The following is a 16335-nucleotide window of genomic DNA, read 5'->3' on the forward strand; positions in this document are numbered from 1 at the left end:
CCACCGGCGATCGCCGCGTAAAAAAATCGTTAAGCCGGATCTATATGCAAATGATAATTATTATCTATAATGTCGCCATTTTCGATAATGGGGCAACATGATGAGATATCTGATTTTATTGGCGGCGTTGGCGCTTGGCGCCTGCAGCCAAACGCCGGTTAAGACACCGGCCAGCGACGTCGCGAGTTTGGGAAGCATCACCGATCTGCACAGCGGCGCGAGCCTGACGCCAGAGCAGCTGTTGACGCGATTGGCGCAGCAGCCGCGGGTGATCCTGGGGGAGAAGCATGACAATCCTTACCACCATCAGATTGAGCAATGGCTGGTGCAGCAGTTGCCGCAACGGCGGCCGCAGGGCAGCGTGCTGATGGAGATGATCAACCCGAACCAGCAGGCGCAGGTCGACAAGGTCAAACAGTGGCTGCAGAGCGATCCCACGGTGCGTGACGGCCGCGTAGCGGAACTGATCGCCTGGCAGCCGGGCTGGAAGTGGGAGCTGTATGGCGGGGTGACGATGGCGGCGATGCGCGCGCCTTACCCGCTGTGGTCGGCCAACCTGGATCGCAGCGAGATTACGGCGTTCTATCAGCAGCCGCAGTTCCCGGCGGGGCAGCTATCGGCGCAGCCGGCGGTGCGCAAGGCGCTGGAAGAGACCATCCGCACTTCGCACGGCGGCAAGATTGAGGCCGACCAGCTGCATGCGATGCTGGCGATCCAGCAGCAGCGCGATCGGCGCATGGCTGAGCGCTTGCTGGCGGCACCGACGCCCGCGCTGTTGATCGCCGGCGGCTATCACGCCGCCAAATCGGTAGGGGTGCCGCTGCACGTGCGGGATCTGCAACCGGCGGCGGTGCCGACGGTGCTGATGCTGGCGGAACCGGGCGTACAGGTCGATGCGAACACCGCAGACTACCTGTGGATCACACCATCAGTGAAATGAATACGTTAAGAGAGTGAAAAGGGGTGTTAATTATAGTTGCAAATGATTATCATTAGTAAATGTGATCTGCAATCATTCGCAATTAAGCAAGCTAATGCCCCTATGTTAAGTCAGTCTTACTCCCTCCCGGCCTTTGAACTGCCGCAGCCGCGCTGGGCGCGCGGCCTGCTGCTCGCCCTGGCGGCTCACGCGGCGTTGGTGCTGTTGTTTTACTGGCCGCAGACGGCGCTGGAGCCGGTGGTGTTGCCGCCGCCGGCGGTGATGATGAGCTGGGCGGCGCAGATTGAAGCGCCGGAAAGCAAGCCGCTGCCGCTGGGCGTGCAGCAGGCGGAATCCGCCGCAGCGCAGCCCGCTGAGCAGCAGCAACAGCCGGATCTGCCCAAGCTGGCGCGCGCCGATAAAGCAAAAATCGTGACGGCGCAGAAGAAGCGCGCCGAACACCGTCCCCCGCAAAAAGCGCAGCCGAAGCCGCAGGAACAGGCCAAAGAGACGCGCAATGCCGCCGCGTCCAGCGCCGCCGCGCCGCAGGCGCAGACGCTCTCCCACCACACCGCCGCCCCGATCAACAGCGACGCCAACAGCAACGCGCAGGCCAAGCTGTCGTGGGAGAGCCTGGTGAAAGGCAAGCTGAACCGCATCAAGGATTACCCTTTGGATGCCCGCAGCCGCCGGCGCAGCGGCATGCCGCAGGTCAGTTTCAGCGTCGATGCGCAGGGGCGGGTCTCGAACGTCATGCTGCAGGTGCGTTCCGGCACCGCGTCGCTGGATCGGGAAGCGGTGGCGGTGGTGTCGCGCGCCCAGCCGTTGCCGCCGCCGCCGCCGGAGATGCTGCAGCAGGGGGCCGTCAAGGTGACGATGCCGATCGATTTCAATCTGGCGGAGTTGAATGCCCGCCGTTAATGCCCGCAGGCGCCGCATCGCCGTCGTGCGCCTCTTCAAACTTCGTGAGGGATTATGAATCCGCTGTTATTCACCCCGCGCCGTCGCATCGCGGCCGCGCTCTGGCTTTCTTTAGGCCTCGCCGGCGCCGCGCTGGCGCAACCGCAGCCGCCGTTGGCGGAACGCGCGCCGAAAGCGCTGACGGCGCATGGCGAGACGCGCACCGACGATTACTACTGGCTGCGCGACGACAGCCGAAAAGAACCGAAGGTGCTGGACTACCTGAAGGCGGAGAACCGCTATACCGAGCAGATGATGGCGCCGTATCAGAAGCTGCGCGCCACGCTGTATCAGGAGATGCTGGGCCGCATGAACCCTGACGATCGTTCAGTGCCGTATCAGCTCAACGGCTATCGCTATCAGGAAAGCTACGCCGCCGGTAAAGATTTCGCGCTGTATCAACGCCAGGCGCTCACCGCCGACGCGCCATGGCAAACCCTGCTGGACGCCAACCAGCGCGCCGCCGGCCACGCTTACTATCGCCTGGGGGCGATGGACATTAGCCGGGACAACCGCCGTCTGGCGGTGGCCGAAGATCTGCAGGGCCGCCGCCAATACCGCATCTCCCTGCGCGAGTTAGGCAGCGAACGCTGGTCGCCGGAAACGCTGGAAAACACCTCCGGCAACATGGTGTGGGCCAACGACAACCAAACCCTGTTCTACGTGCGCAACCACCCGCAAACGCTGCTGCCGTATCAGGTCTACCGTCATCAGTACGGCACGCCGCCGGCGGAAGATAAACTGGTGTATCAGGAAAACGATCCGGCGTTCTACCTCAGCCTCAGCCGTTCTTCTTCGCGTGACTACCTGATACTCACCATCAGCGGCAACACCACCTCCGAGGTGCGCCTGATCGACGCCAGCCAGCCGCAGCGCGAGCCGCAGCTGTTCGCCGCCCGGCAAAAAGGCCGCGAGTATTATCTCGATCACTACCGCGGCGAGTTCTATTTGCGTTCCAACCATCAGGATCCGAACTTCGGCCTGTACCGCACGGCGGCGGCGGGCAAACCCTGGCAGACGCTGATTGCGCCGCAGGCGCAGCACGAGGTGGAGAGCTTCAGCCTGTTCCGCGACTGGCTGGTGGTGCAGGAACGCGCCAACGGGCTGGTGCAGCTGCGGCAAATCAGCTGGGACGGTAAAACCGAGCGCGCCATCCCGTTCGACGACGCCAGCTACATGGCCTGGCTGGGCTATAACCCGGAGCCGGACAGCGATCGGTTGCGCTACGGTTATTCGGCGATGACCACGCCGACCCGCACCTATGAGTGGGATCTGAACAAGGGCGAGCGCACCCTGCTCAAGCAACAGGAAGTGAAAGGCGTCGATCCCAGCCTGTATCACAGCGAACGCATTTGGATCGCGGCGCGCGACGGCGTGAAGGTGCCGGTCTCGCTGGTGTACCGCACATCGCTGTTCAAAAACGGGCATAACCCGCTGCTGGTGTATGGCTATGGCGCTTACGGCATGAGCATGGATCCGGCGTTCAGCGCCAACCGCATCAGCCTGTTGGATCGCGGCTTCGTCTATGCGCTGATCCACGTGCGCGGCGGCGGCGAGCTGGGGCAGCGCTGGTACAAACAGGGCAAACTGACGCACAAACCGAACAGCTTCAACGATTTCATCGACGCTACCCAAGCGCTGATCAACGACGGCTACGGCCAACCGGGGCGCATCTACGCCATGGGCGGCAGCGCCGGCGGTTTGCTGATGGGGGCGGTGATCAATCAGGCGCCGCAGCTGTACAACGCGGTGGTGGCGCAGGTGCCGTTCGTCGACGTGGTGACCACCATGCTGGACGACAGCATTCCGCTGACCACCGGGGAATACGAGGAGTGGGGCAACCCGCACCAGCCGGCCGCCTATGCGCTGATGAAGTCCTACAGCCCGTACGACAACGTGCGCAGGCAGCGTTACCCGAACCTGCTGGTCACCAGCGGTTTGTACGACTCGCAGGTGCAGTATTGGGAACCGGCCAAATGGGTGGCGAAGCTGCGGCGCTTCAAGCAGGGCGATTCGCTGCTGCTGCTTTCCACCGACATGACCGCCGGCCACGGCGGCAAATCGGGTCGCCTGGCGCGGCTGGAAAACGGCGCGCTGGAGTACGCCTTTATTCTGGCGGCGGATCGGCAGGCGCAGAAATAACCTTCAGCGCCGCGGCACGCTGCGGCGCAATAAAACAATAACAACTTTTACCGCGCTTTCGGCGGGCTTTTTGCTGGGCATTGTCGGCCATCAAACCTTATTGGCTATTTCTGGGGATATATGAAAATCAAAATGATAGCGAGCCTGATCGGCGCGGGACTGGCGCTGTACGGGCCGGCTGCGGCCGCGCAGGAACAGGCGGAAAATAATAAAGGCAGCGTGGCGTTCAGCCCGCTCAACGTCTCGGCCGCCGACGGCGGCAAGAGCAGCGAAAAAGAGGCGTTGGCCAGGCCGGGCGCGTTCAGCTCGCGCGACGAAAACAAAAATCTGGAGTCGGTGGACAGCATTCTGCGCAGCATGCCGGGCACCTATACCCAGATCGATCCCGGCCAGGGATCGGTCAGCGTCAATATTCGCGGCCTGAGCGGCTTTGGCCGGGTCAACACCATGGTCGACGGCATCACGCAAAACTACTACGGCAACTCGCCGAGCGACGCGGCACACGGGGGATTGCCCACCAGCCAGTTCGGGGCGCTGATCGATCCTAACTTTATCGTCGGCGTCGACGTGGCGCGCGGCAACGCCACCGGTTCCGACGGGGTGAACGCCCTGGCGGGCAGCGCCAACTTCCGCACCATCGGCGTGGACGATGTGGTGTTTTCCGATAACCCGTTCGGCGTGCGCACCAAATTCTCGGTGGGCAATAACGGCATCGGCCGCAGCGGCATGATCGCCGTGGGCGCCAAAACCGCCGCTTTTGCCGACGGCGGCAGTCTGGGGGCGATGGCGGCGATCAGCGGCAGCTCCATCACCTCCAACTACAAAAACGGCGCCGGTTTCGACAGCGAGATGTTCAACGTCGATAAAACCTACCGCCAGAACCCGAAATCCCAGCTGTTCAAGGTGGACATCAAGCCGGATGCCTTCAACAGCATCGAACTGTCGGCGCGCAGCTACCAGAATAAAATCACCCGCCGCCACATCGACAGCGACGATTTCTACCTTAAATACCACTACGCGCCGTTCTCCGAACTGATCGATTTCAACCTGACCGCCAGCACCAGCCGCGGCGAGCAGAAGTTCATGTCCGACAACATGGCGGGATTCAGCGACAGCACGGCGAAAAACATCTCCGATGCGCTGGATATCAACAACACCAGCCGTTTCAGCCTGCAGGACGTCGATTTCGCGTTCAGCTACGGCGGCAAGCTGGTGCGCAACGAGTATAAGAAAAAGGCCTCCGGTTTGGTGACGGATGACAATCAGGCGGAAAGCATGCCGGTGGGAATGTCGGGCAAGCAGGATATCTCCAGCCTGTACAGCGGCCTGCAGGCCAACTACGGCATCTGGCAGGGGAATTTCGATCTGAACTACACCGCCTATCGCCTCTCCGGCTATAAGCCGGCCTGTGACGAGCGCGTAGAGTGCTTCCCGCAGGGCGCCGGCAATATCAACCGTAACGAACACGGCTTCAACCCGTCGGTCATGCTGTCGGCGCAGGTGACGCCGTGGCTGCAGCCGTTCGTCAGCTACAGCAAGTCGATGCGCGGGCCGAATATCCAGGAGGTGTTCTTCGCCAACAGCGGCGGCCAGTCGATGAACCCGTTCCTCAAGGGCGAAAAAGCGGAGACCTGGCAGGGCGGGTTCAACGCCAATGCCCACGATCTGTTGTTCAAGCAGGACAGCTTCCAACTGAAAGCGGTCTATTTCGAAACCAGGATCAAAAACTACATCTCCAGCCAAACCTACCTGGTGTGTAAAGACCGCCAGAAGTGCAACCGTTCGCAGGCGACGCAGGAAGAGTGGGATAACGCGGACGTCAACGTCAGCATGACCATGTACAGCAACGCCCCCGAACCGGTCAAAATGCGCGGTGTGGAGATCGAAGCGCTGTACGACGCCGGTTTCGCGTTTACCAAACTGTCGTTAAGCAAGGAGCATACTTCCCAGCCGACCAACCAGGCCAGCAACGTGTTCGGCGCGGGTGATGTCAGCGAACTGCCGGAATTCTACTTCACGCTGGACAGCGGGGTGCGCCTGCTGGACGAGACGTTGACGCTGGGCGGGGTGGTGAAATACACCGGCAAAGCGGTGCGCCTGTCGCCTGATTCCACTCTCGATGAAAACGAACAGTTGATGAAGGAGCCGGCGCCGCATATTCCGACCATTATCGATCTGTACGGCACCTATCAGGTGAATCGCAATCTGCTGCTGAAGCTCAGCGTGCAAAACCTGATGGACAAGGACTACTCGGACGCGCTGAACAAGATGAATTCGCTGCCTTCGCAGTCACAAGATTTCACGCCGACCAACACCGCCCGTGGGCGGACTTATATCTTCGGGGGGGAGTTGCGCTTCTAAACCGCAGCAGAGCAGGGCGCAGTCACTGCGCCCGTTTCGCCTGCAGCAGCCATTTGTCCAGCTCGTTGGCGAACTGCTGGCGGTCGCGCTGGTTCAGGGCGTTCGGGCCGCCGGTCTGAATGCCGCTGGCGCGCAGGGTATCCATAAAATCGCGCATGTTGAGTCGCTCGCGGATGGTGTCCGGCGTGTAGCGTTCGCCGCGCGGGTTCAGCGCCACCGCACCTTTCTCGATCACCTCCGCCGCCAGCGGGATGTCGGCGGTGATCACCAGATCGCCCGCTTCGCAGCGGCGCACGATCTCGTTATCGGCCACGTCGAAGCCGGCCGCCACCTGCAGCGAACGGATGTGCTTCGACGGCGGCGTGCGCAATGGCTGGTTCGCCACCAGCGTGACGGTGATGGCGGTGCGATCGGCGGCGCGGAACAGCACCTCTTTGATCACGTTCGGACAGGCGTCCGCATCGACCCAAATCTGCATCATTTCGACTCCTGCAGCCAGTCGCGCACCGGCAGGAAATCGCGCGCCAGCGCCGCTTCCGGGCTGTCGGCCTCCGGCTGGTAGTTATATTCCCAACGCACCAGCGGCGGCATCGACATCAGGATGGACTCGGTGCGCCCGCCGGTTTGCAGCCCGAACAGCGTGCCGCGATCCCACACCAGGTTGAACTCCACATAGCGGCCGCGGCGATACAGCTGGAACTGGCGCTCGCGCTCGCCCCAGGTCAAGGCCTTGCGTTTTTCGACGATCGGCAGATAAGCGTCGAGGAAGCCCTGGCCCACCGCGCGGGTGAAGGCGAAACAATGGTCGAAATCCGGGGTGTTCAGATCGTCGTAGAACAGGCCGCCGATGCCGCGCGCTTCGTTGCGATGCTTGATGAAGAAGTAATCGTCGCACCACTGTTTATATTTGGGGTAGACCTCGTCGCCGAACGGCGCGCACAGCTCGGCCGCGGTGCGGTGCCAGTGCACGGCATCCTCTGCGAAACCGTAGAACGGCGTCAGGTCAAAACCGCCGCCGAACCACCACACCGGGGCTTCGCCCGGTTTTTCGGCGATGAAGAAGCGCACGTTGGCGTGGCTGGTGGGCACGTAGGGGCTGAGCGGGTGGATAACCAATGAGACGCCCATCGCCTGGAAGCTGCGTCCGGCCAGTTCCGGACGGTGCGCGGTCGCCGAGGCCGGCAGGGTGGCGCCGGAGACGTGCGAGAAGTTGACTCCTGCCTGTTCGAACACCGCGCCGTTGGTCAGCACGCGGCTGCGGCCACCGCCGCCTTCTTCACGCGTCCATTGGTCTTCGGTGAACACGGCGCCGCCGTCGGCCTGGGCGAGCTGCGCGCAGATGTGATCCTGCAGCGCCAGCAGGAAGGATTTTACTTCAGCGATGTTAGGTAAACTCATGCGGGGTCTTTATAGCGTCTGGCTGAACAAGGCGCTGAGTATACTCTTATTCGCCGCCCGCGGCATCAGCGGGGTTTGCGTTGGTGTGCGTCGAAATAGTCGAAGAAGTTGACGATGCCGTCCGCGATGGCGCGGGCGATTTTCTCGCGAAACGCGGTGGTGCCCAGCAGCCGTTCTTCGTTCGGGTTGGTGATGAACGAGGTTTCCACCAACACCGAGGGGATGGACGGGGATTTCAGCACCGCGAACGCCGCCTGTTCGGTGCTGTCGCTGTGCAGATGGTGCACCGGGCGAATTTGACCGAGCACGTGGCGGCCGAGCGTCAGGCTGTTGTTGATGGTGTCGGTTTGCACCAGATCGAACAGCACCTGCTGCAGGTAGTTGTCCTGATCCTTGTACTTGCCGCCCGCCACGTCGTCGGCGGCGTTTTCACGGTTGGACAGGTAGCGCGCCATGGCGCTGCTGGCGCCGCGGTTGGAGAGGGCGAACACCGAAGCGCCGGAGGCCGACGGGCTGGTAAAGCCGTCGGCGTGAATCGAAATGAACAGGTCGGCCTGGTGCTGGTGGGCGATCTCGACCCGCTGGAACAGCGGAATGAACTCATCTTCTTCGCGCGTCAGGCGCGCCTCGACGTGATCGTGCTCATGCAGGAAACGGCGCACGTGGTTGGCGATTTCCAGCACGATGTGTTTTTCCTGCGAGCCTTCGTGGCCGACCGCGCCGGAGTCGATGCCGCCGTGGCCGGGATCGATCATCACCCGCTTTTTGCCGCCGGCCGGTTTCGCCGCCGGTTTGCTGTGCTGATTGCGCAGCAGGCCTTCCGCCTTGGCGCTGTGGCTTTTCACGCCGAACAGCGCCACCGCCAGGCCGGAAAGCAACAGTTGGCGTCGCGTCGGGGAAACGGCAAGCGGCTTAAAATTGAGGAATTGTTTACCCTGCTTTTTCATTACGCAACGCTCCGTCGACGTTTCTATTTTGCGACGTTATATCGTATTGATAATCATTAATCGACCCGATAACTATTTCCATTTATTACGCCTGTTACCGGCGATTTCCGGGCAAAATAGCGCGCTAAATCGCAGTTTGATATTGCGTAAGTGAATAATCACGCGATAATCAGATAAACACCTTAATTAACAGCGGCCAACATCGATGGAAATTCGCGTATTTCGACAAGACGACTTTGAAGAAGTCATTACCCTGTGGGAGCGCTGCGATCTGCTGCGGCCCTGGAACGATCCGGAAATGGACATCGAGCGCAAGCTGAACCACGATCCGGAGCTGTTCCTGGTGGCGGAAGTCGGCGGCGAAGTGGTCGGTTCGGTGATGGGCGGCTATGACGGCCACCGCGGCTCGGCGTATTACCTCGGGGTGCATCCCGACTATCGCGGGCGCGGCATCGCCAATGCGTTGATCAACCGTCTGGAGAAGAAGCTGATCGCCCGCGGCTGCCCGAAGATCCAAATTATGGTGCGCGAAGACAACGACACGGTGGTTGAGATGTACGAGAAGCTCGGCTACGAAATCCAGGGCATCACCAGCCTGGGCAAGCGGCTGATCGAAGATCAGGAATATTGATCGAGCGGCGGACGGCGGTATAGCCCGCCCGCCGCATCGCATTACGGCAGCTTTTTGACGGTTTTCACGTCCACTTCCACGCTGCTCCAGTCTTTATCCACTTTCCCTTCCAACTGCACCTTGTCTTTCGGCGTGACGGTTTGGCCGTTCCAGCGCTTGCGATCGATCTCGACCGTCAGGGTGCCGGTGGCGTCGCGGAAGGTGTAGGTATCGTCGCCGATGCGCTGCTCGATGTTGCCCTGCAGCATCACCCAGGTGTCGTCGCTCAGCGATTTCACCTTGTCCACGGTGGTCAGCGCCGCGCTGGGGCCGGAGAAACCACCTTGTGCGGTGGTTTGCGTTTGAGCCTGCGGCGCGGCCGGATCGAGGAACCCGCCTTGTTGCGCCAGTACCGGTGCGCTGCACAGCGCGATCAGAGCGGCCAGAGTCAGTTTTTTCATGTTGCGCTTCCTTATCGTTATTGAAAATCACATCCCGCTGATATCGGGGGCTTGCTTAGTGATAGGGATTAAAACACGCCGATCTTAAGAGCTTCTTAAGCCGACGCATTGAAATTCCCATCGCCGGCGCCCATCTGTAGCCATAGTCTTTATTCTGTTGGCAAGGAACGATCGTTGAAGCCATTCTCACCCCGGTTTTCCCCGGATGATTACGACCAGCACGGCGCGCTGCGGCTGCCGCTGGGATTTTGGGCCGTGCTGATTTTGCAGGCGCGCACCTGGCTATTGTTCGTGATGGCCGGCGTTTCGCATGAGCAGGGCGAAAGCTTGCTGGCGCTGTTTTATCCGGATACCCAACGCTTTTGGTACGGCATGCTGCTCGGTCTGCCGGCGGCGCTGGCGTTTTTGCTGAGCGGCCGTCGCCACCAATGGCCGCGGCTGTGGCGCGGTTGGCGCTGGGGGCTGGCTGTCTCGCTGCTGGCGTCGCTCGGCGGCTCGCTGTTCAGCCTGTGGCGCCAGGACGGCGATGCGCCGGGGCTGGAGCTGGCGTTGGCGTTACTCGACGCGCTGGCGCTGAGCTATCTGTTGCTGAATGCGCGTCTGAAAGCCTGTTTCGCGCCGGCGGAGCACGCCGACTAATTGCCGAGAAGTGCGGCACTTTTCGCATTTTCCGCACTCCAAGCTGGCAACCGTTGGCGTAGTGCGGGCCGTTGTGAGAGGCTGGCATGCAGCAAAACGCCGAGTGCGGCAGGGGCGGGTTACCGCCCCGTGCCATTGATGTTTAAGGAGCTAGAGATGAATATTCGCCCCCTGTTGTTAGGGCTTCCGCTGTTACTGACCGGCTGTTCGAGCATGTCCAATTTCTCTTGGTCCAGCCTGTCGCCGTTCAACTGGTTCGGCAGCAGCCTGGAGGTTGGCGCCAAGGGCGTCGGCAAGCTCAACGCCGGCACGCCGATGTCGGAAAGCGCCATCAATGACGGGCTGGACGGCAACTACCGCCTGCGCGGCGGCATGGCGACCAACAACGGCCAGATCGTCTCTTATTACCAGGCGCTGTCCGGCGACGAAGTGAAACTGGTGATCACCGGCGAACCGAAAGGGCGCCTGCAGCGCGTGGACGTGCTGGATCCGAAAGTGGCGACGGAGTGGGGCAACAAGCTCGGCACGCCGTTCGGCGATATGTACAGCAAGGCGTTCGGCTCCTGTAAGCCGGGCAGCGGCGAAGACGCCGGTAAAGTGGAGTGCGTGGCGGAGCAGAGCAAGTACGTCACCTACATCTTCAGCGGCAAGTGGGCCGGGGCGCAGGATATCATTCCGCCGGACGACACCCTGAAAAGCTGGACGGTCAGCAAAATCATCTGGCACGCCAAGCCGCAGCAGTAACGCGTTCAACGGGCGCCGGTTCGCGGCGCCTGCCTTTTCAAGCCATTACCCCTATTTTCTTTGCGCTGCTGCAAGGCAATCGCCCGCGCTTGCGGTATGATAACGCGCGTTTGTAACAGGGAACCCGCGCGTCAACCGCCATACCTGTTGCCTGGTTTTGGTATTGAGGATAACAACATGACACAGGTTCAGAGCGGCATTCTGCTGGAGCACTGCCGTTTCGCCATTTTTATGGAAGCCAGCGTACAGGGCGAATTCGCCGACTTGCGCCAGGGCTGCAAGCAGTTTTGTCAGACCCTGAGCGAGCTGCAGCAGCAGTTCCCCGATGCGCGCCTCGGCGCGGTGATCGCTTTCGGTTACGACGTCTGGCACGATCTCTCCAGCGGCCAGGGCGCGAAAGAGTTGAAGCCGTTCACGCCGCTCGGCAAAGGGCTGGCGCCGGCCACCCAGCGCGATATGCTGATCCACATCCAGTCGCTGCGTCACGACGTCAACTTCACGCTGGCGCAGGCGGCGTTGGCGGCGTTCGGCAACGTCATCAAGATTGAAGAAGAAACCCACGGTTTCCGCTGGGTGGAAGAGCGCGATCTGAGTGGCTTCGTCGACGGCACCGAAAATCCGCAGGGCGATCAGCGCCCGGCAGTGGCGACGATCGCTGAAGGCGAAGAGGACGCAGGCGGCAGCTACGTGCTGGTGCAACGCTACGAGCACAACCTGCGCCAGTGGCAGCGCTTTACCACCGAACAGCAGGAGCAGATCATCGGCCGCACCAAGCACGATAGCGAAGAGCTGCCGGCCGATCAGCGCCCGGATACCTCGCACGTCAGCCGCGTCGATTTGAAAGAGAACGGCAAGGGCCTGAAAATTTTGCGCCAGAGCCTGCCTTACGGCACCGCCAGCGGCAAGCACGGCCTGTTCTTCATCGCCTATTGCGCGCGCTTGCACAATATCGAGCAGCAGCTGCTGAGCATGTTCGGCGATCTGGACGGCAAACGTGACGCGATGTTGCGCTTCAGCCGTGCAGTGACCGGCAGCTACTACTTTGCGCCATCGCTGACGCGCTTGCTGTCACTTTGACGCCGTCGCCGAAGCCGGCGCGTCCGGCTTCGGTCCGTTTTCCCGTCCCGAAAACGCCTCGCATTCCCTGCCTTATAGCGTTTGATGCTTGTAAATCACTAAACGGTATATAAAAGCGTTACAGCTCCGCACCGAGTTATAAATACACTGGTCGTCAATAAGGCGAAAGCCTGAAGGAATGACTCAGTGATAAGGTGCAGAATGAAACAAAACCGGGTTAAAAATCTCGTGCTGAAAGGTTGGCTGGCGGCTGCGCTGTTGGCGAGCGGCGCCGCGTCGGCGGCGGAAATGCTGAACAGCTCTTATGACGTTTCCCGTGAATTGTTCGTCGCGCTGAATCCCGGCTTTGAACAGCAATGGAATCAACAGCATCCGAACGACAAGTTGACCATCAAACAATCGCACGCCGGCTCGTCGAAGCAGGCGCTGGCGATCCTGCAGGGCCTGCGGGCCGACGTGGTGACCTACAACCAGGTCACCGACGTACAGATCCTGCACGATCGCGGGCAGCTGATCCCGGCTGACTGGCAGTCGCGTCTGCCGAACAACAGCTCGCCGTTCTATTCCACCATGGCGTTTCTGGTGCGCAAAGACAACCCGAAGGGCATCCACACCTGGAACGATCTGGTGCGTGACGATGTGAAACTGGTGTTCCCGAACCCGAAAACCTCCGGCAACGGCCGTTACACCTATCTGGCCGCCTGGGGCGCCGCCAGCCAGGCTGACGGCAACGATGCGGCCAAGACCCGCGCCTTCATGACCCGCTTCCTGAAAAACGTGCTGGTGTTCGATACCGGCGGCCGCGGCGCGACCACCACCTTCGTCGAGCGCGGTTTGGGCGACGTGCTGATCAGCTTCGAGTCCGAAGTGAACAACATCCGCAAGCAATACGGTGAAGACAAGTACGAAGTGATCGTGCCGCCGGTCGATATTCTGGCGGAGTTCCCGGTGGCCTGGGTCGACAAAAACGTCGAGCGCAACGGCACCGAACAGGCGGCCAAAGCCTATCTGAACTATCTCTACAGCCCGGCGGCGCAGCAGGTGATCACCAGCTTCTACTACCGCGTCTATGACCAGAAAGCGATGGCTGCCGCGAAGGGGCAATTCCCGGACACCCAACTGTTCCGGGTGGAAGACCAGTTCGGCGGCTGGCCGCAGGTGATGAAAACCCACTTCGCCACCGGCGGCGAGCTGGATCAGCTGTTAGCGGCAGGGCGCAAGTAAATGTTGGCGTTGTCGTCCAGTAAGCGGGTGCTGCCCGGATTTGGCCTCAGCCTCGGCAGCAGCCTGTTTTATACCTGTTTGATCCTGCTGCTGCCGCTCACCGCGCTGGTGATGCAGCTGGCGCAGATGAGCCTGGCGCAGTACTGGGAAGTGATTTCCAACCCGCAGGTGGTGGCGGCGTATAAAGTGACGCTGCTGGCGGCCGGCGTCGCCAGCCTGTTCAACGCGGTGTTCGGTATGCTGATGGCCTGGATCCTGACGCGCTACCGTTTTCCCGGCCGTTCGCTGCTGGACGGCCTGATCGATTTGCCGTTCGCGCTGCCGACGGCGGTAGCCGGCCTGACGCTGGCCGGTCTGTTTTCCACCACGGGCTGGTACGGCCAGTGGCTGGCGCACTTTGACATCAAGGTCACCTTCACCTGGCTTGGGATCGCGGTGGCGATGGCGTTCACCAGCCTGCCGTTTGTGGTGCGTACCGTGCAGCCGGTGCTGGAAGAGTTAGGGCCGGAGTACGAAGAGGCGGCCGAGACGCTGGGCGCCACGCGCTGGCAGAGTTTTCGCCGCGTGGTGCTGCCTGAAGTGGCGCCGGCGCTGCTGGCCGGCACCGCCATTTCCTTTACCCGCAGTCTGGGCGAGTTCGGGGCGGTGATTTTCATCGCCGGCAATATCGCCTGGAAGACGGAAGTGACCTCGCTGATGATTTTTGTGCGTTTGCAGGAATTCGATTATCCGGCGGCCAGCGCCATCGCCTCGGTGATCCTGGCGGCGTCGCTGCTGCTGCTGTTCAGCATTAACGTCTTGCAAAGCCGCTTCGGCAGACGTTTGGGAGGAGGGCACTGATGGCTGATATTTCCGCCTTCAACGGCGCCGAGCGCCCGCGCGTCAACTGGGGCAAGTGGACGCTGATCGCTATCGGTACGCTGTTCTCGGTGCTGCTGCTGGTGGTGCCGATGATGTCGATTTTCGCCGAGGCCTTCTCCAAAGGGGTTGGCGCGATGTGGAGCAACTTGCTCGATCCGGACATGCTGCACGCCATCTGGCTGACGGTCTTGATCGCGCTGATCACCGTGCCGTTCAACCTGGTGTTCGGCACGTTGCTGGCGTGGCTGGTGACGCGTTTTACCTTCCCCGGCCGCCAGCTGCTGCTGACGCTGATCGACATCCCGTTCGCCGTTTCACCGGTGGTGGCGGGGCTGATTTATCTGCTGTTTTACGGCAGCAACGGCCTGCTGGGCGGCTGGCTGGATGCGCATAACATCCAGATCATGTTCTCCTGGCCGGGCATGGTGCTGGTGACCATCTTCGTCACCTGTCCCTTCGTGGTGCGCGAGCTGGTGCCGATGATGCTCAGCCAGGGCAGCCAGGAAGATGAGGCCGCCATTCTGCTGGGGGCGTCCGGCTGGCAGATGTTCCGCCGCGTGACGCTGCCCAACATTCGCTGGGCGTTGCTGTACGGCGTGGTGCTGACCAACGCGCGCGCCATCGGCGAGTTCGGCGCGGTGTCGGTGGTGTCCGGTTCGATTCGCGGCGAAACCTACAGCCTGCCGCTGCAGGTCGAGCTGTTGCAGCAGGATTACAACACCGTCGGCGCTTTTACCGCCGCCGCGCTGCTGACCCTGATGGCGATCGTTACCCTATTTTTGAAGAGCGCGCTGCAGTGGCGTCTGGAACGTCAAAATGCGCGTCTTGAGCGGGAGGAAAATCATGAGCATTGAGATTAACGGCATCAACAAGTACTTCGGTCGCACCAAGGTATTGAACGATATCTCGCTCGATATTGCTTCCGGCGAGATGGTGGCGCTGCTCGGGCCGTCGGGTTCCGGCAAGACCACGCTGCTGCGCATCATCGCCGGGCTGGAAAGCCAGAGCGGCGGCAAGCTGGGTTTCCACGGCACCGACGTCAGTCACATGCACGCGCGCGACAGACGTGTCGGCTTCGTGTTTCAGCACTATGCGCTGTTCCGCCACATGACGGTGTTCGACAATATCGCCTTTGGCCTGACCGTGCTGCCGCGCCGCGAGCGGCCGAACGCTGCGGCGATCAAACAGAAAGTCACTCAGTTGCTGGACATGGTGCAGCTTGGCCATTTGGCCAATCGCTACCCGTCGCAGCTGTCCGGCGGCCAGAAACAACGCGTGGCGCTGGCGCGCGCCCTGGCGGTGGAACCGCAAATTCTGCTGCTGGACGAGCCGTTTGGCGCGCTGGATGCGCAGGTGCGTAAAGAGCTGCGTCGCTGGCTGCGCCAGCTGCACGAAGAGCTGAAGTTCACCAGCGTATTCGTCACCCACGATCAGGAAGAGGCGATGGAAGTGGCCGACCGCATCGTGGTGATGAGCCAGGGCAATATTGAACAGGTTGGCTCGCCGGAGGAGATTATGCGCGAGCCGGCCAGCCGTTTCGTGCTGGAGTTTATGGGGGAAGTGAACCGTCTGAACGGCGAAATTCGCGGCTCCCAGCTGTTCGTCGGCGCGCACCAGTGGCCGCTGTCGTTCCAGCCGATGCACCAGGGCAGCGTCGATCTGTTCCTGCGCCCGTGGGAAATGGAAGTGGCGACCGAGAGCAGCGAGCGCTGCCCACTGCCGGTTCAGGTATTGGAAGTCAGCCCGCGCGGCCATTTCTGGCAACTGACGGTGCAGCCGATCGGCTGGCATCAGGAACCGATAAGCATAGTGTTGCCGGAAGGCAACGCCACGCCGGTGCGCGGCGGCCGTTATTACGTCGGCAGCCTCAATGCGCGGCTGTATGCCGGCGATCAACTGCTGCAACCTGTTGCGTTAGCCAAAAGCGCCTGATAGGTTTTAGCCGTCCTTTTCTTCAAGGCAACCCCGGGGTTGCCTTTTTACTTTACGCAC

Annotated in this window: 16 protein-coding genes; 12 read left to right on the plus strand and 4 right to left on the minus strand. The window is 61.4% G+C overall.

Translation table 11 applies throughout. The features are described 5' to 3' along the window. Window positions 1-100 precede the first annotated feature (100 nt). The 4 genes from ACJ8PL_RS07975 (at window position 101) to ACJ8PL_RS07990 (ending at window position 6382) form a co-directional block, all read left to right on the plus strand. Complete coding sequence (locus tag ACJ8PL_RS07975; RefSeq protein WP_421131305.1) at window positions 101-940, plus strand: ChaN family lipoprotein; 840 nt, start codon at window positions 101-103, stop codon at window positions 938-940. A 102-nt stretch (window positions 941-1042) separates the two neighbouring features. Then, on the plus strand, window positions 1043-1840 hold the full coding sequence (locus ACJ8PL_RS07980; RefSeq protein WP_123867361.1) for an energy transducer TonB family protein: 798 nt from the start codon (window positions 1043-1045) through the stop codon (window positions 1838-1840). Between the two features lie 54 nt (window positions 1841-1894). Further along, window positions 1895-4021, plus strand: a complete 2127-nt coding sequence (locus ACJ8PL_RS07985; RefSeq protein WP_442517049.1) for a S9 family peptidase — start codon at window positions 1895-1897, stop codon at window positions 4019-4021. Between the two features lie 120 nt (window positions 4022-4141). Next, window positions 4142-6382, plus strand: a complete 2241-nt coding sequence (locus ACJ8PL_RS07990) for a TonB-dependent receptor domain-containing protein (protein ID WP_016926772.1) — start codon at window positions 4142-4144, stop codon at window positions 6380-6382. 22 nt (window positions 6383-6404) lie between these two features. On the opposite strand, the gene ACJ8PL_RS07995 is transcribed toward ACJ8PL_RS07990, so the two are convergent. The 3 genes from ACJ8PL_RS07995 to amiA form a co-directional block, all read right to left on the minus strand. Beyond that, on the minus strand, window positions 6405-6860 hold the full coding sequence (locus tag ACJ8PL_RS07995; RefSeq protein ID WP_028127767.1) for a YaiI/YqxD family protein: 456 nt from the start codon (window positions 6858-6860) through the stop codon (window positions 6405-6407). Continuing rightward, entirely contained in the window at window positions 6860-7780 is a 921-nt protein-coding gene (gene hemF, locus ACJ8PL_RS08000) for an oxygen-dependent coproporphyrinogen oxidase (protein ID WP_016926774.1), read from the minus strand. The genes ACJ8PL_RS07995 and hemF overlap by 1 nt, the downstream gene beginning before the upstream one ends. Before the next feature lie 65 nt (window positions 7781-7845). Next, the gene (gene amiA / locus ACJ8PL_RS08005) at window positions 7846-8727 is read right to left on the minus strand and encodes an N-acetylmuramoyl-L-alanine amidase AmiA (protein ID WP_016926775.1); all 882 of its coding nucleotides are present in this window, start codon (window positions 8725-8727) and stop codon (window positions 7846-7848) included. Between the two features lie 205 nt (window positions 8728-8932). Between amiA and ACJ8PL_RS08010 the strand changes: the two genes are divergently transcribed. Beyond that, on the plus strand, window positions 8933-9358 hold the full coding sequence (locus ACJ8PL_RS08010; RefSeq protein WP_004936504.1) for a GNAT family acetyltransferase: 426 nt from the start codon (window positions 8933-8935) through the stop codon (window positions 9356-9358). 41 nt (window positions 9359-9399) lie between these two features. Here the strand turns inward: ACJ8PL_RS08010 and ACJ8PL_RS08015 are convergent, their stop codons facing one another. Beyond that, window positions 9400-9798, minus strand: coding sequence for a YgiW/YdeI family stress tolerance OB fold protein (locus tag ACJ8PL_RS08015; RefSeq protein ID WP_016926776.1), 399 nt, complete (start codon window positions 9796-9798; stop codon window positions 9400-9402). Between the two features lie 174 nt (window positions 9799-9972). On the opposite strand from ACJ8PL_RS08015, the gene ACJ8PL_RS08020 reads away from it, so the two are divergent. The 7 genes from ACJ8PL_RS08020 (at window position 9973) to cysA (ending at window position 16275) form a co-directional block, all read left to right on the plus strand. Further along, window positions 9973-10437: a DUF2919 domain-containing protein gene (locus tag ACJ8PL_RS08020; protein WP_079452163.1), complete on the plus strand. Its 465-nt coding sequence runs from the start codon at window positions 9973-9975 to the stop codon at window positions 10435-10437. A 156-nt stretch (window positions 10438-10593) separates the two neighbouring features. Continuing rightward, the gene (locus ACJ8PL_RS08025; RefSeq protein WP_004936494.1) at window positions 10594-11181 is read left to right on the plus strand and encodes an RpoE-regulated lipoprotein; all 588 of its coding nucleotides are present in this window, start codon (window positions 10594-10596) and stop codon (window positions 11179-11181) included. Between the two features lie 177 nt (window positions 11182-11358). Beyond that, entirely contained in the window at window positions 11359-12258 is a 900-nt protein-coding gene (locus ACJ8PL_RS08030; RefSeq protein ID WP_016926778.1) for a Dyp-type peroxidase, read from the plus strand. A 201-nt stretch (window positions 12259-12459) separates the two neighbouring features. Beyond that, window positions 12460-13482 carry a sulfate ABC transporter substrate-binding protein gene (locus ACJ8PL_RS08035; protein ID WP_240293663.1) on the plus strand — a complete coding sequence of 341 codons (1023 nt, stop codon included), beginning with the start codon at window positions 12460-12462 and terminating at the stop codon, window positions 13480-13482. Next, window positions 13483-14322 carry a sulfate/thiosulfate ABC transporter permease CysT gene (gene cysT, locus ACJ8PL_RS08040; RefSeq protein ID WP_019453852.1) on the plus strand — a complete coding sequence of 280 codons (840 nt, stop codon included), beginning with the start codon at window positions 13483-13485 and terminating at the stop codon, window positions 14320-14322. Further along, window positions 14322-15197, plus strand: coding sequence for a sulfate/thiosulfate ABC transporter permease CysW (cysW, locus tag ACJ8PL_RS08045; protein ID WP_021505625.1), 876 nt, complete (start codon window positions 14322-14324; stop codon window positions 15195-15197). The genes cysT and cysW overlap by 1 nt, the downstream gene beginning before the upstream one ends. After that, window positions 15187-16275, plus strand: a complete 1089-nt coding sequence (gene cysA, locus ACJ8PL_RS08050) for a sulfate/thiosulfate ABC transporter ATP-binding protein CysA (RefSeq protein ID WP_025303786.1) — start codon at window positions 15187-15189, stop codon at window positions 16273-16275. Before cysW ends, cysA begins: the two co-directional genes overlap by 11 nt. Window positions 16276-16335: the final 60 nt, after the last annotated feature.

Origin of the sequence: Serratia sp. CY83965 (assembly GCF_052166375.1) — a bacterium.
GTDB classification, from domain to species: domain Bacteria; phylum Pseudomonadota; class Gammaproteobacteria; order Enterobacterales; family Enterobacteriaceae; genus Serratia; species Serratia marcescens.

Excerpts from the sequence above, each read along its gene's own strand:
- hemF (WP_016926774.1), bottom strand. The coding sequence starts at position 7,780 with ATGAGTTTACCTAACATCGCTGAAGTAAAATCCTTCCTGCTGGCGCTG.
- ACJ8PL_RS07985 (WP_442517049.1), top strand. The coding sequence starts at position 1,895 with ATGAATCCGCTGTTATTCACCCCGCGCCGTCGCATCGCGGCCGCGCTC.
- ACJ8PL_RS08010 (WP_004936504.1), top strand. The coding sequence starts at position 8,933 with ATGGAAATTCGCGTATTTCGACAAGACGACTTTGAAGAAGTCATTACC.
- ACJ8PL_RS07975 (WP_421131305.1), top strand. The coding sequence starts at position 101 with ATGAGATATCTGATTTTATTGGCGGCGTTGGCGCTTGGCGCCTGCAGC.
- ACJ8PL_RS07995 (WP_028127767.1), bottom strand. The coding sequence starts at position 6,860 with ATGCAGATTTGGGTCGATGCGGACGCCTGTCCGAACGTGATCAAAGAG.
- ACJ8PL_RS08025 (WP_004936494.1), top strand. The coding sequence starts at position 10,594 with ATGAATATTCGCCCCCTGTTGTTAGGGCTTCCGCTGTTACTGACCGGC.
- ACJ8PL_RS07990 (WP_016926772.1), top strand. The coding sequence starts at position 4,142 with ATGAAAATCAAAATGATAGCGAGCCTGATCGGCGCGGGACTGGCGCTG.
- cysW (WP_021505625.1), top strand. The coding sequence starts at position 14,322 with ATGGCTGATATTTCCGCCTTCAACGGCGCCGAGCGCCCGCGCGTCAAC.
- amiA (WP_016926775.1), bottom strand. The coding sequence starts at position 8,727 with ATGAAAAAGCAGGGTAAACAATTCCTCAATTTTAAGCCGCTTGCCGTT.
- ACJ8PL_RS08030 (WP_016926778.1), top strand. The coding sequence starts at position 11,359 with ATGACACAGGTTCAGAGCGGCATTCTGCTGGAGCACTGCCGTTTCGCC.
- cysT (WP_019453852.1), top strand. The coding sequence starts at position 13,483 with ATGTTGGCGTTGTCGTCCAGTAAGCGGGTGCTGCCCGGATTTGGCCTC.
- ACJ8PL_RS08035 (WP_240293663.1), top strand. The coding sequence starts at position 12,460 with ATGAAACAAAACCGGGTTAAAAATCTCGTGCTGAAAGGTTGGCTGGCG.
- ACJ8PL_RS08015 (WP_016926776.1), bottom strand. The coding sequence starts at position 9,798 with ATGAAAAAACTGACTCTGGCCGCTCTGATCGCGCTGTGCAGCGCACCG.
- cysA (WP_025303786.1), top strand. The coding sequence starts at position 15,187 with ATGAGCATTGAGATTAACGGCATCAACAAGTACTTCGGTCGCACCAAG.
- ACJ8PL_RS07980 (WP_123867361.1), top strand. The coding sequence starts at position 1,043 with ATGTTAAGTCAGTCTTACTCCCTCCCGGCCTTTGAACTGCCGCAGCCG.